This window comes from Pseudomonas sp. MOIL14HWK12:I2 (genome assembly GCF_000510745.1).
Classification (GTDB): Bacteria; Pseudomonadota; Gammaproteobacteria; order Pseudomonadales; family Pseudomonadaceae; genus Chryseomonas; species Chryseomonas oryzihabitans.
Map to the genome: position 1 here is coordinate 292,248 of NZ_KI783313.1, position 13,578 is coordinate 305,825.

Annotated in this window: 14 protein-coding genes and 2 pseudogenes; 14 read left to right on the top strand and 2 right to left on the bottom strand. The window is 59.1% G+C overall.

Going from position 1 to position 13,578, the window contains the following annotated elements; genetic code table 11:
- Positions 1-89: 89 nt before the first annotated feature.
- The 11 genes and pseudogenes from PSK12I2_RS25090 to PSK12I2_RS24945 all read left to right on the top strand — a co-directional run bounded on the left by PSK12I2_RS25090 (position 90) and on the right by PSK12I2_RS24945 (position 10,067).
- On the top strand, positions 90-1,025 hold the full coding sequence (locus PSK12I2_RS25090) for a hypothetical protein (protein ID WP_177324655.1): 936 nt from the start codon (positions 90-92) through the stop codon (positions 1,023-1,025).
- Positions 1,026-1,176: 151 nt separating this feature from the next.
- On the top strand, positions 1,177-2,343 hold the full coding sequence (locus PSK12I2_RS0117670; protein ID WP_027599408.1) for a phage tail sheath protein: 1,167 nt from the start codon (positions 1,177-1,179) through the stop codon (positions 2,341-2,343).
- Positions 2,344-2,397: 54 nt separating this feature from the next.
- Entirely contained in the window at positions 2,398-2,913 is a 516-nt protein-coding gene (locus tag PSK12I2_RS0117675) for a phage major tail tube protein (RefSeq protein WP_027599409.1), read from the top strand.
- A gap of 62 nt (positions 2,914-2,975) precedes the next feature.
- Positions 2,976-3,281, top strand: a complete 306-nt coding sequence (locus tag PSK12I2_RS0117680; RefSeq protein WP_027599410.1) for a phage tail assembly protein — start codon at positions 2,976-2,978, stop codon at positions 3,279-3,281.
- An 8-nt stretch (positions 3,282-3,289) separates the two neighbouring features.
- Positions 3,290-3,409, top strand: coding sequence for a GpE family phage tail protein (locus tag PSK12I2_RS24685; protein WP_027599411.1), 120 nt, complete (start codon positions 3,290-3,292; stop codon positions 3,407-3,409).
- On the top strand, positions 3,399-6,404 hold the full coding sequence (locus PSK12I2_RS0117690; protein ID WP_027599412.1) for a phage tail tape measure protein: 3,006 nt from the start codon (positions 3,399-3,401) through the stop codon (positions 6,402-6,404). Before PSK12I2_RS24685 ends, PSK12I2_RS0117690 begins: the two co-directional genes overlap by 11 nt.
- Positions 6,405-6,409: 5 nt before the next feature.
- Positions 6,410-6,853, top strand: a complete 444-nt coding sequence (locus tag PSK12I2_RS0117695) for a phage tail protein (protein WP_027599413.1) — start codon at positions 6,410-6,412, stop codon at positions 6,851-6,853.
- Positions 6,850-8,121 (top strand): phage late control D family protein, encoded by a 1,272-nt coding sequence (locus PSK12I2_RS0117700; protein ID WP_027599414.1) that lies wholly within the window; start codon positions 6,850-6,852, stop codon positions 8,119-8,121. Before PSK12I2_RS0117695 ends, PSK12I2_RS0117700 begins: the two co-directional genes overlap by 4 nt.
- 15 nt (positions 8,122-8,136) lie before the next feature.
- Positions 8,137-8,264, top strand: a pseudogene (locus tag PSK12I2_RS25310) (arsenical resistance protein ArsH); the annotation flags it as partial.
- Positions 8,265-8,563: 299 nt separating this feature from the next.
- On the top strand, positions 8,564-9,367 hold the full coding sequence (locus PSK12I2_RS24940; protein WP_156428948.1) for a hypothetical protein: 804 nt from the start codon (positions 8,564-8,566) through the stop codon (positions 9,365-9,367).
- Positions 9,360-10,067, top strand: coding sequence for a hypothetical protein (locus tag PSK12I2_RS24945; protein WP_156428949.1), 708 nt, complete (start codon positions 9,360-9,362; stop codon positions 10,065-10,067). The genes PSK12I2_RS24940 and PSK12I2_RS24945 overlap by 8 nt, the downstream gene beginning before the upstream one ends.
- A 47-nt stretch (positions 10,068-10,114) precedes the next feature.
- Here the strand turns inward: PSK12I2_RS24945 and PSK12I2_RS24095 are convergent, their stop codons facing one another.
- Positions 10,115-10,519 carry a DUF4113 domain-containing protein gene (locus PSK12I2_RS24095; RefSeq protein WP_051398751.1) on the bottom strand — a complete coding sequence of 135 codons (405 nt, stop codon included), beginning with the start codon at positions 10,517-10,519 and terminating at the stop codon, positions 10,115-10,117.
- Positions 10,520-10,626: 107 nt separating this feature from the next.
- Here PSK12I2_RS24095 and imm45 point away from each other — a divergent pair, with 107 nt between their 5' ends.
- The 3 genes and pseudogenes from imm45 to PSK12I2_RS24950 all read left to right on the top strand — a co-directional run bounded on the left by imm45 (position 10,627) and on the right by PSK12I2_RS24950 (position 12,161).
- Positions 10,627-10,965, top strand: a complete 339-nt coding sequence (gene imm45, locus PSK12I2_RS24690) for an Imm45 family immunity protein (RefSeq protein WP_256203997.1) — start codon at positions 10,627-10,629, stop codon at positions 10,963-10,965.
- Between the two features lie 31 nt (positions 10,966-10,996).
- Positions 10,997-11,236 (top strand): annotated as a pseudogene (locus PSK12I2_RS0117710) (phage late control D family protein); the annotation flags it as partial.
- Between the two features lie 148 nt (positions 11,237-11,384).
- Complete coding sequence (locus tag PSK12I2_RS24950; RefSeq protein WP_156428950.1) at positions 11,385-12,161, top strand: hypothetical protein; 777 nt, start codon at positions 11,385-11,387, stop codon at positions 12,159-12,161.
- A gap of 155 nt (positions 12,162-12,316) precedes the next feature.
- Here PSK12I2_RS24950 and PSK12I2_RS24100 read toward each other — a convergent pair whose 3' ends face one another.
- Positions 12,317-13,408 (bottom strand): DUF4238 domain-containing protein, encoded by a 1,092-nt coding sequence (locus PSK12I2_RS24100; RefSeq protein WP_059314907.1) that lies wholly within the window; start codon positions 13,406-13,408, stop codon positions 12,317-12,319.
- Between the last annotated feature and the right edge of the window lie 170 nt (positions 13,409-13,578).

Consider the following 13,578-nt stretch of genomic DNA (forward strand, 5'->3'; position numbering starts at 1 on the left):
GCGGTTATGCCAGCGCAGGGTTGTGGGCAGCTGGTGATAGGCGCAAGCCCTGGCCTATCTTCAGTGCTCTGCTAGCAGGGAAGCCAAGAATGCGCACCGTTGCCCACCACGCCAAGAATTTCAGACGCGAATTTCGCCTAATACCCAGCTTCGTTTGGGGATCGCGAATCTTCATTCTCTTCGCCTTATCGATGTTGCTTGTCATCCTTTCGATAGCGCTTTTCTTCTACCACCACGTCTACCTGCAGCTTCCGACCTACGCGAATCTCTCCTACTGGACCCTCTTCTGGGAGATGCCAATGCTGCTAGGCCTCGCCCAGATCCTGATAGAGGTTGACCGACGTCGCTTCGCCCGCAATCACCCAGGTAAGAGAATCTTGGGCATCCGGCAGGCAATGTCGGCAACGGATCGAGCGAAGCGGCGAATGATTTCCGAGCACTTTGCTGGCCGGGAAGACTTTGTCGAGCTGGCCAGAGAGCTCATCGAACAATGGGAGTGGCGTCAGTCACTGGAGCGACGCGCTGGTAGTCCGGCAACCCTTCGCACCCGTCACTTTTTCAGCCTACCGAGTGCAGGTAATTTCGCGACGTATCTCGGTGGGCTTCTCGCCGTGATAGCGGCTGTGGTCGTGGCCCTTATCGACAAGGAAACCTTTTACCCTGCGCTTCCAACGCTCTGGTCGGATTTTTCCTCCGCCTACTCGGCATTGTTCCAAATCATCGTGGTGCCGATAGCCGCGTGCATCCTGCCTGCCGCGTGCATTCTCGATATGGTGACCGGGTTAGGGCATCGAGTGGTCGAGCGCGCCAACGACGACTATCTCAGCGATGCGGGCTTTTACAGATTCATCAAGGAGCTGGTTCTACTCGAGGAGCACAAACAACGCCGCGGGCTGATGACCACCACTGGCTGGGCATACTGGTCCTTCCGGATCGGCACTGCTCCGCTTCGCGACGTACCCCGCTTATGGCGAAATAAGCGCCGATCAGTAAGGCTGGCGAAACGACGCCGGTCTCACGCCTGACAGGCGATGCAGAAGCGTTTTCCGCCCACCATGCAGAGCCACATCGCGTGATTTTGTAGCTCCCGCCCCTACAAACCCCGCCCCGCGACCCGCGCGCGCGGATCCGCCAGCCTGTGCAGCGTCACCTACCCACCTGCGCAGGCAACCCCTCATGGCTGACTACCATCACGGCGTGCGTGTCCTCGAGATCAATCAGGGCACCCGCTCCATTTCCACCGTCTCCACCGCCGTCATCGGCGTGGTCTGCACCGGCAGCGATGCCGATGCCACCGCTTTCCCACTCAACAATCCCGTCCTGCTGACCAACGTCCAGGGCGCTATCGGCAAAGCCGGCACCAGGGGCACCCTGGCCGAGTCGCTGCAGGCGATCGCCGACCAGTCCAAGCCCGTCACCGTCGTGGTCCGCGTGGCCGATGGCGCCAACGCGGCCGAGCTGCAGAGCAACATCATCGGCGGCGTCGCCAATGGCCGTTACACCGGCATGAAGGCGCTGCTCGCGGCCAAGGCCCAGCTGGGCATCACGCCGCGCATCCTGGGCGTGCCCGGGCTCGACACCCAGGCCGTCACCACCGCCATGGTGGCCATCGCCAAGCAGCTGCGCGGCTTCGTATACGCGAGCTGCAACGGCTGCGCCACCAAGGAAGAGGCCGTCGCCTACCGCAACCAGTTCGGCGCCCGTGAGCTGATGCTCCATTGGCCGGACTTCCTAGCCTGGTCCACCGTCCAGAACGCCACTGTGACCGCCAACGCTACCGCCCGGGCGCTGGGCCTGCGCGCCCAGCTGGACCAGAGCACCGGCTGGCACAAAACCCTGTCCAACGTGGCCGTGGATGGCGTGACCGGCATCAGCAAGGACGTCTTCTGGGATCTGCAAAACACCGCAACGGACAGCGACTACCTCAACGGCAACGAGGTGACCACGCTAATCAACCACGACGGCTATCGCTTCTGGGGCTCCCGCACCACCAGCGAGGATCCACTTTTCGCCTTCGAGAACTACACCCGCACCGCCCAGGTGCTGGCCGACACCATGGCCGAGGCGCATTTCTGGGCCAATGACCGCCCCATGCACCCGAGCCTGGTGCGCGACATCGTCGAGGGCATCAACGCCAAGTTCCGCGAGCTGACCCGCCAGGGCTACCTGCTCGGCGGCGAGTGCTGGTACGACGCCGATGCCAACGAGAAGGAGACGCTCAAGGCCGGCAAGCTCTTTCTGGACTACGACTACACCCCGGTCCCGCCGCTGGAAGACCTGACCCTGCGCCAGCGCATCACCGACCGCTTCCTGGTCGACTTCGCCAGCCGCGTCAACGCCTGATCCCTACCCTGAACATCCGGCGTCCCCTAGGGCGCCTTCTGGAGAGCTGCCCTTATGGCTATGCCCCGCAAACTCAAGAACATGATGCTTTTCAACGACGGCTACTCCTACCTGGGCGTCGCCAAGTCCTGCACCCTGCCGCCCCTCGGCCGCAAGATGGAAGCCTTCCGCGGCGCCGGCATGAACGGCCCGGTCAAGGCAGACCTGGGTTTCTCCGACGACGGCATTCAGCTGGAGTGGACCCTGGGCGGCCTGGACCTCACCGCCCTAAAGCAATTCGGCGCCGTGGGCGCCGCAGCCGTACCCCTGCGCTTCACCGGTACCTACCAGCAGGACGACACCGGCGAGGACACCGCCGTCGAGGTCGTGGTCCGCGGCCGCCACGAAACCATCGAGATGGGCGAGGCCACTCCGGGCGAGGACACCGAGCACAAGATCACCACCACCTGCAGCTACTACAAGCTGATCGTGGCAGGCGCGACCGTGATCGAGATCGACCTCCTCAACTTCGTCGAGAACGTCGGCGGTGAAGACCGCCTGGCCAAGCAGCGCGCTGCCCTCGGCATCTGATCCCTCCCATTTTCCGGCCCGCTGCGGCGGGCCAGTCCTAGCCCATTACCTGGAGTACCACCATGAGCGATACCGCCCAAGACAACGTCGTCGTCCTCGATCAACCCATCACGCGCGGCGAGACCACCATTGACCAGATCACCCTGCGCAAACCTAACGCCGGCGAGCTGCGCGGCGTTTCCCTGGCCGAACTGCTGCAGCTGGACGTCGCCGCGATCATGCGCGTGACCCCGCGCATCAGCATCCCCAGCCTGACCGAAGCCGAAGTCCGCTCCATGGATCCGGCCGACCTGGTCGACGTCGGCGGGAAGATCGCTGGTTTTTTGCTCAAGAAGTCGGTCAGGGCGGAGCTCTCCCCGTCCGCGTAGAGGAAGCGATGGCGGATCTCGCCATCACCTTCCACTGGCAACCAGCCCAGCTCGACCAGTTGGGCCTGGCCGAACTGATGGACTGGCGCGAGCGCGCCCGCAAACGAGTTGCCCCCGATGGCCAATGACCTGCAGATCCGCGTCCTCCTGTCCGCCCTGGACAAGGTCACGGCTCCACTCAAACGGATCGCCGGGGGCGGCAACGCGACCGCCCGGGCGCTCAAGGCTGCCCGGGACCGGGTCAAGGAGCTGAACCAGCAGCAGCAGGATATCAGTGCCTACCAGCGCCAACGCGAGGCCGTGCGCCAGAGCGCCGAGGCCCTAGCCAAGGGCCAGGAAAGACTCCGCTCCTACCGCGAGCAGCTCAAGGCCATGGACGCCCCGTCCGCCACCTTCCAGAAGATCTTCGCCAATGCGGCCGCTGCCGTCGACAAGCTGCAGGCCAAGCACACCGCCCAGCGCGCCGAGCTGCAGCGTCTGCTGCCAATCATGCGCGCCAGTGGCGTCGATACCCGCGACCTCGGCGGCGCCCAGGCTCGGCTGCAGGCGCAACTCACCAGCGCCAATGCCGCGATCGACACCCAGCGGGGCAAGCTTGACCGCCTCAATCGCACCCAGGAGAAGCTGGCCAGTGCCCGCGGCAAACTCAAGCGCGGCCAGGAGCTGGCCGGCAATGCCGCCATGGCCGGGGCCAGCTCCGCCGCTACCGGCGCCGCGATCGGTGGCCCGGTGCTGGGCATGATCAAGGCCTTCGCACCGGCCGAGGACGCCGCCACCCAGCTACGCGCCTCGCTGATGCTGAGCGACGGCACCGCCCCCAAGGAATTTAAGGAGATCTCCGACCTGGCGACGCGCCTGGGCGATCGCCTGCCCGGTACCACCGCTGAGTTCCAGGAAATGATGACCATGCTGGTGCGCCAAGGGATGTCGGCCAAGATCATCCTCGGCGGCATGGGCGAGGCTGCGGCCTACCTGGGCGTCCAGCTCAAGATGCCCGTCACCGAGGCGGCCGAGTTCGCCGCCAAGATGCAGGACGCCACCCGCACCAGCGAGAAGGACCTCATGGGCCTGATGGACACCATCCAGCGCGGCTTCTACCTAGGCGTCGACTCCAACAACATGCTGGAAGGCTTCAGCAAGATCAGCCCGGCGCTGGACATCATCAAAAAGGAAGGCCTTGAGGCAGCCAACGCCCTGGCCCCCTTGCTGATCCAGCTCGACCAGACCGGCATGGAGGGCGGCGCCGCCGGCAACGCCCTGCGCAAGATCTTCCAGATGGGCATGGACACCGACAAAGTCGGCAAGGCCAACAAGGGCCTAAAGGACAAGGGCATCAAGCTGGACTTCACCGACGGCAAGGGCGAATTCGGCGGCATGGAGAAGCTCTACGCCCAACTGGACAAGCTCAAGGGGCTCAACACCGAGACCCGCCTGGGCGTGCTGAAACAGGTCTTCGGCGATGACTCGGAGACACTCACCGCGCTCAACACCATGATGTCCAAGGGCCTGGCCGGCTACCAGGAAGTCCAAAGCAAGATGAAGGCCCAGGCCGACCTGCAGATGCGCGTCAACGAGCAGCTGGGCACCCTTTCCAACACCTGGGAGGCCGCGACTGGCGCCTTCACCAACGCCCAGGCCGACTTCGGCGCCGCCGTTGCGCCCCAGCTCAAAGAAATCATCACCTGGCTGGGTGGCCTCGCCGGCAAAACCGGCGCCTGGGCCCGGGAGAATCCAGTCCTGGCCGGCAACCTGGTCAAGGTGGCCGCGGTGCTGTCTGCCGTTTCGATCGCCTTCGGTACCATCGCCCTGGGCGTAGCCGGAGTGCTCGGCCCCTTCCTCGCACTGCGCTTCATGCTTGCTCAGGTCGGCATCCGCCTGCCCAGCCTGCTGGGCCTGCTCTTTAAGCTCGGCAAGGGCGCTTTCCCCCTGGTAGCGGCTGGCCTTCGCATGATCGGTGCGGCAGCGATCGCCAACCCCATTGGCGCTGTCCTGTTCGGACTGGTCACCGCCGGCGCCCTGATCTACGCCAATTGGAAAACAATCGGTCCGTGGTTCGCAGGGGTATGGGCGGAAATGAAGGCACGGGCCACGGGTGGTATTGCTGGCATCGCTGGGCTAATCCTGGACTTCTCGCCGATCGGCCTCTTCTACCGGGCCTTCGCCGCCGTGCTGAATTACTTCGGCCTGGAGCTTCCCACCCGGCTGACCGAGCTCGGCGCCGTACTGCTCGATGGCCTCACAGCGGGCGTCAGCGGTGGGATCGGCGGCATCGCCCGCCAGATCCTCGACTTCTCGCCGGTCGGGCTCTTCTACCAGGCCTTCGCTGCCGTGCTGAATTATTTCGGCTTCGACCTCCCGGCCAAATTCACCGAACTGGGCGGCATGATCATGGACGGCCTCGTCCGCGGCATCACCGGCCGCCTGGGCGCGGTGAAAGATGCCGTGATGGGCGCCGGCCAGAGTGCGATCAACTTCTTCAAGGAGAAGCTGGACATCCACTCGCCCTCCCGCGTCTTCGCCGCCCTAGGCGAATACACCATGCAGGGCCTGGCGGTCGGCATGGGCAAAGGCGAAGGCAGCCCTTTGGGCCAGATTGCCGACACTGCCAAGCGTATTGCAGCTACGGCAACGGCGGCGCTTGCCCTCGGCAGTGCTCCGCAGATGGCAGCCGCCCAGCCACTGCCATCTGCCCAGCAGCAACAGATGGAGGCGGTACGCCAAGTCACCCAGCAGCCGGCAACCATCGCGCTGGCCCAGCCGGCCGGCGACACCATACCGCTCCAGCGGCAAATCGAGTCAGTACGCCAAGCCATCCTGCAGTCGGCAGCAGCCGCTGTCCCGGCGATCGCCAAGGACACATCACCGCAGGGAACGCAGATCGATGCGGTACGCCAGGCCACGCTGCAGCAGCCAGAGCGCGAGCCGATCGCCTTCGATAGCCGGCCCGCGTTGCTGCCAGCGCCGCCTCCAGCGCCCGCAGCAGGTGACCATTACGAAATCCATATCCACGCCGCTCCTGCGCAGGATCTGCAGGCCATCGCCCGTCAGGTCCGTGCCGAGCTGGCCCGCCTGCAGGCAGAGAAAGCCGCCCGCGGCCGCAGCAGCCTCAGAGACAGGACCTGACGACCATGATGATGGCCCTCGGCAATTTCATCTTCAGCCTCTACACCCTCGCCTACCAGGAGCTCCAGCGGCAGACCGACTACCGCCACGCCAGCAGCTCCCGCGTGGGCGCCGCGCCGGCGCGCCAATTTCTGGGCAAGGGCGACGACAGCATCACCCTGCCCGGCTGGCTCGCCCCGGAGCTTGCAGGCACGCCCAGCAGCCTGGACGTGCTGCGCTACATGGCCGGTACCGGCGGCGCATGGCCGCTGATCGAGGGCAGCGGGCGGATCTATGGCCTCTGGGTCATCGAGAGCATCACGGAGACCAAGACGCTCTTCTTCTCGGACGGCACCCCGCGACGCATCGAATTCAGCATCGCCCTCAAGCGCGTCGACGACGACACCGGCCGCGAGCTGCTCGGCGCCGGCATGGCCGGCATGGGCACCCTGCTGAGGAAACTGTTGTGATCCAGGAGCTGCTCGACACCGCCTACGGACAGCTGCGCACCCTCGGCCGCGACCTGGTGCAGGGCGCCACCTATGCCCAGGCGCGCTACCAGATCCTGGTCGACGGCAAGGACATCAGCGCCCTCATCGCGCCGCGGCTGATCAGCCTGGATCTAACGGACAACCGCGGCCTCGAGGCCGACCAGTTGAGCCTGGTGCTGTCCGACCATGACGGCCTGCTGGCCATCCCGCCCCGGGGCGCCAAAATCCGCCTCTGGCTGGGCTGGTCCACCACCGGCCTGATCGACAAGGGCAGCTACATCGTCGACGAGACCGAGCACAGCGGCGCCCCAGATGTGCTCAGCATCCGCGCCCGCAGCGCCGACCTGCGCAAGGGCCTCAAGACCAAGCGGGACCAGAGCTACAGCGCCACCACCCTCGGCGCCGTGCTGCGCGTCCTGGCCGCACGCCAGGGCCTCACCCCGCTCATCGCGCCCGACCTTGAGGCGCAGCCCGTCCTGCAGCTGGACCAGACCGGCGAATCGGACGCCAACCTCCTGACCCGCCTGGGCGAGGACTACGACGCGGTGGCCACCGTGAAGGCTGGCCGGCTGCTGTTCCTCCCGGCCGGCGGCGGCAAGGCCGTGAGCGGCGCCGACCTGGGCCACGTCACCCTCACTCGCAAGGACGGCGACCAGCACAACTACCTCCAGGCCGATCGCGAGAGCTACGACGCCGTGCGTGCCTTCTACTACGACGTCAACAGCGCCAAGAAACAGGAGGCCATTGCCGGTGGCGGCGAGAACGTGAAGGACCTGCGCCACACCTACACCGACCAGCTCTCCGCGCTGCGCGCCGCCCGGGCCGAGTGGAACCGCCTGCAGCGCGGTACTGCCACCCTCACCTACCAGCTCGCGCTCGGCCGCCCGGAGCTCATGCCCGAACTCACCTACACCCTCCAGGGCGTGAAGGCCGAGATCGACGCCATCATCTGGTACGGGGGGAACGTCCAGCACAGTCTCACGGCCAACGGCGGCTACACCACGCGCCTGGAGCTGGAAGCCAAGCTGCCGGAGGACCTGGTCGCCGACCTGGTCGACGAGATCCAGAGCGACTTCACCGGCATCATCGCCTACTACCGCGATCCCAAGACCGGCAAGGAGCATACCCTCAGCGAGGGCGACCAGAGTAAGCCGCGGCGGCTGCGGCATCTGTATGCCACGAAGGCGACGGCGAAGCGGGCAGTGGAGCGGGAGTGGAAGCGGCTGCAGGAAAGTCACTCAGCCTAAACCTAGACCGCCCGTGAAGCGGAACGCATGAAGCCCTCGGCTACTACGACTGGGTGATAGATGTCATGGAGGAGTTGATGAAATTCACCCTTCTCACCAGAGGCCGGGACGCCTACCTGGTTGATCGCTACTCCGAGCCCTAGGAGAGCGCCGAAGCACTCGCTGCGCGGGTCAATTAGCGTTCTATCTGATCGACGGCCTTTCAACCCACCAAAACAAGCAGTGAGATTGCTCATGTTTACGTAGCCAAAACGGCGGCGAGGCGGGCAGTTGAGCGGGAACTCAAAATGACCCAATAGAGGCATTTTCATATCACAGCAAGAATGTTGACCAGCTCACATTCGCCTGTCATCTTATGACCCTAGCAAGGAAGCACTGCGCGTCTACATGCATATAGGCACTGCTTCCTACCCATAGATACGGATATTAGAAGAGATACGAAATGGAATTCGATTTTTCAATAAAATATGACTCCGAAGTTGAAGAATTTGATGGCCTTGACATGTATCATGGATCAAAATCCATGCAAGGTCTTTCAGAAGTAATAGCCATTGCAACCCACGGAATTGTAAACAAGCATTTTATAAAAAAAACCACAGCTGCAAAGGGTTTCAAGAATGAATTCAAAACAAGCTTCGAAGGATCTTTCAAGCAGCGCTTCAAAGTTATATTCAACACTGAAAGAACAATAAGAAGAATCAACGAAATAACCCCTCGAAGCTATATTGAAATTCTCAAAAAATCCATAAATGAAGTTATAGGAAACAATATCGATCTGACCAGGCGAACCGCCATCAGAAATTTCGCTGATATGTATTTTAGCGAAGATATTAGCCATCGAATCTCAACATCGCTAAAAGATGTGCACGCGCCCATCAAAAACCAAGGCTACAAGGCAACTCTCTATGCTGCCCAAACGCCTATAGCGACTTTCAACCAGCAGACCCTCTCTTATCTCGAAGAGGAAATAATGAGCGACGAAAGGGAAACCCTTATTGTGGGTATAAGTCGCTTTAATGGCCGCACAGCAACTGGACGTCTCATTGCCGGCCTAGATGATGAGTCCTTCAGTTTTGTTCCTGCAAACCCACTCAGAACTGACAAGAAAAGAGAGCTAGCCAGAAGCCTTTACGGAGTAGCGGCAGGGCGATTCGAGCCAGTTAGAGTCGAAGTCACCAGAGTCACGTTAAATAATGGGATGACTAAATTTTTCTTCCTGCACGACGTATCATCGATAGATGACTAAGTCTATTTTCATAGCGGCAATACTAACCCTAATTATTGCCGCATATAGCTTTTATTTTATCCTAAACCCACACATACCTGAGCCATCTGAACTTGGGCCGCTCGGCGACTTTATCGGCGGAAATATAAATCCAATACTAACTTTTATCTCGACAATTGTATTGGTCGAAACATTTGTGGTCCAATCCCACGCAGCAAAACTTGCAAGAGAGGAAAGCAAAGAGGCTAGAGAGGCGCTACGTCAACAAACAAAAACTGCAGCTATTCAGATATTTGAAACCTCATTTTTCAATATCGTCAACATGTGTCTAAATGACTTTTCCAGCACTGAAATAGTAAAAAATGGACGGTCGATCAAAGGATCAAAAGCCTTCGAGGAAATTGAAAAGAATTTTCAATTTTTAAAATCGAGAGGAATGGATCCTGGCGAGCTATTCGCCCACCTTGATTCCGACCACAACGACATCTGCTTCAATGTTATAAAAAATTTCTCTATCCTTTACGACTTCATAAAAAATAACGCACCTGAAGGCTCGTCCGAAAAGTATATATCCATTTTAAATAGACTTATACCAACACATTTAAACTACATAATATGTATAGCTGAAAACCATATGGAATGGCCCATACTAAAACCATATCGGGAGTGCGGTTTTTTCGAAAGAAAAAGCATTGATAAACTAATTAAAGCCTATGCATGATAATCTGATTATCTAGCTTATAAGGCATCGATGATTCAGCATACCTATCATCCCGCCCGCGGCAGCTCCCCCCACCGCGTCGTATACCCCCGCGACAGCAGCTCCCGCCGCATCTGCCACCCCGGATCGGCAGGCATCCGCCCCACGTGCAGCGCCGCCTGCCCGTACCGGGCATTGATCCGGTCCACCACCTGCATCAGCTCGCTGGGCTGCCCCTGCCCGGCCGGGGCGGAGAGATCCGGCGTGAACTCGTCCGTCTGCACGATGCTGCCCAGCACCACCGCGCACTTCGAATAGGCGTAGCCCTCGCGATAGATGGGGTCCAAGCCGGCCAGGGCGGACTGCACCAGGATGCGGGTATCGTTCGGATGCGCGAGCTGGATGCCCAGGCTGCGGTGGTAACGGCGTTCCTCGGGTTCGTGCTGGCCGGTTTGCACGCTCACCAGCAGCATGGTGCACAGCGCCCCTGCTCCTGGAGCTTCTCGGCTGTTCGGGCCACCTAGGTTGCGGCACATCCTATGAGGCACACTCCCTAGTCCGCAGGACGGAATGGAAGCCAGTGATCAAGCTTATAGATTGCATTAGCGATGCTTTTCAGCGTGGAAGCGTGTTTAGGGTTCCAGGGAAATACCCGTACGAAGAAACGGTAGATTTCATGGTTTTTGAGACGCTGGAAGAAGACCGCCGTTTTGGGTTGATGGTTACCACCGGCTATAAAGCTGGCTTGACCCTGCTCCGTCTACCTGCCGAGAGCAACCATGGTACGTGTGGGCTGAGCAAGGACTGGGTAATAGCAAACTGGGCCAAGTGGATCTATCCAGACTGCGATGTATCGCAGGTAGCCGTCTATGAGGGCTATGGGCCAGGCGTCAGTGTTCGCGCCCATGGGATGGCATAGAAGGCCTAGGCACGGGCTCTCTAAATACCTAGCCACGTGGAACCGCCTGCGGCGCGGTACCTCCATCCTCACCTACCAGCTCGCCTTGGGCCGGCCTGAGCTCATGCCTGAGCTGACCTACCCCCTGCAGGACGTGAAGGCTGAGATCGACGCCATCATCTGGTACGGGCGGAACGTGCAGCAAAACCTCACCGCGGAAGGCGGCTACACCACCCGGCTAGAGCTGGAGGCCAAGCTGCCTGAGGACTTAGTCGCCAACCTGGTCGGCGAGATCCGATGCAAATGGCCGCTGTCGACCCATAGCTGACCTTCGCACCGGGCGGCATGTGGCCAAAAATGACTGTCCGACTGATGAAGCGTAGATGCCGTTGGCCGCGAAGTGCTAACGTCATTTACTCTCGTTTTCGAAGGAGACCTAGGTGGGAGTATTCTTTGAGTCGTATCAGGCGAAGATGTGTTGCTTGTGTGGATCTGGTGAGTCGCTAACTGGTGAACACAAGATCAAAGCATCTGCCTTGCGAAAAATCTTCGGAAACGATCGCATGGTCATCGGAATTTTTGATGGCGAGAGCATTGTACGTCCCGCGCAAGGCCCAAAATCCGAAGCTTTTCACTTCACCGCCCGGATGTGCTCGACGTGTAATGGAGCGAGAACACAAGCAGCCGATAGAGAGTTCGACAGGTTTCATGCGCTGGTATCAGAGCGTTGCCTGAAAGGCGAGGATCCGTCTTCAGTTTTCGACCTACCCCAGTATGAGATCGGTAGCGAAGCCTATCTCAATGTGTTCCGCTATTTTTCAAAGCTGTTATGCTGCCATGTCGCGGAGTCCTCCGGCCCTCGACCGTTGGATGTCAGTCGGTTTGCCATTGGTGACGTTGACCGTAATGTTGTTTGTCTTAGTATTGATTCGGATCCAACCTATCTCGATTTCCGGGAAGTGTACGGTGAACATAAGTATGCAGCCCATGGGGGGCTAATCGTCCCCCTAGACTCGATGACTAGACGGCCTACACGTTTCATTAGCTCAATCAGCCTAGGCGCGGTTCGGTATAGGTTTTGGACTAAATTACTACCGATTTCGGGAGAGGCTTTAAGATGGTTTCATCGGGCATTTTGGGATAAATGCCAAGCGGCTTATAAAGATGCAGTCGAAAACCCGCTATCAGATGAGCAGAAGCGCCGTCTGGGCCTTTAGGCACGCGGAGAATTCCACAGATAGCGCAAGCATGGCATCGCGTGCTTAGCCACACAAGCTTGTTCTTTTTGAATCTTTTCAGCACCTCCACACAACTCGAAAATTGTCTCGGAGCGCGATCCCGCCTCATCAATTATTTACCCGAAAGCAGCCTCTCACTCTTTCCCGCTATACCGTTCGCCTAGCACCCTCTTCATATTTTCCTCAATTGATTTAGCGTCTTGTACCGCTTTATCAAATTCGGCTTTGCTGTTCGGCCGCCGACCAAACTCATCTTGAAAATAGTAAGAGCCGTCCTTCATTTTTACCGTCATGAAACCGCTCTGAAGCGCTGTCGCATAGTTTCGAGGCATCAAAAATCTTCCCAGCTTGCTCCACAGAGTAATTTCAAGATGGCGTTCGGGGAACAAGTCTTGCTCGTTGCAGCTCGCGATGTATCGCTCTGCACGGGTTTTAATTATATAGTTGACCTCTCGCACCTGTTTCTCAGAAAGCTTTCTGCCTCTCTGAATTCCATCGTAAGTAACTATCGGATTATCAAAAAGCCTTGGATTGGTGCGTGATCTTCTAGCTCGAAGTTCGCCTTGCTTGCGCCCCCACTCCCTATGTGTGATTACCATCAAGTGGTTGCTATCGAGTGGAATTAAGGTTTGGGTTCCCAACCAGTGCTGGGGAACGTCTAAACCTTCCGGTATGGCACGATCTTTCGGAAAAACGTGAGGATTGAAAAATGTCACGGGGTGATCTGAAAAAATGAACTTGGTCTCTGACTGGGCAGCTTCAAAAATCTCTATAGCGCCCTCCATCCACATCACACAGTGCATCCTGCGAACTTCCTGCATGCGAACCATGAGTTCTTGCTGATTTTTCGTCGCAAGTGTTGACTGGAGGAATCGGAGGCCTTTAGGGGTGCGCAATCGGAGGGCATCAAGGAACTCGAAAATTTGGGTGTATGTAAAGTGCACTTTGTTCCAGTCACGTTCGAGTAACGCCTGAATTGCCTCCTTTCCCGTTCTGTCTATTGATCCAAACAGAAATCTTTCGATGTCATCATTCGGTTCGCCCAGCACGCGGGTGGTGTATAGATCCCGCTCAAAAAACCAAGCATCTGGCCCCTTGGTTAGAATTGCACGCGCTTGACCGACAATCGCTCCTTTAGCATCGCGGAAAATCTCGGGCCGCAAATCCAGTATTTTGAACGCGGTATTACCCTGTAGAAGAAATCCCCTCTGATACCACTGGGGCACGTAGTGATGTCGGTACGACTGTTGTTTGATAATTGCGATTCTCCATGCTTCTTTAGACTACTTAAGCTTCCTCTTTTGGCCGTATGCAGACCTCGACGAAGGTCTGCTATGGGTCGGTAGCGGCCTTCCACAATCTACTGAAATCGAGCCCCAGCCAATTGCCTCATCGA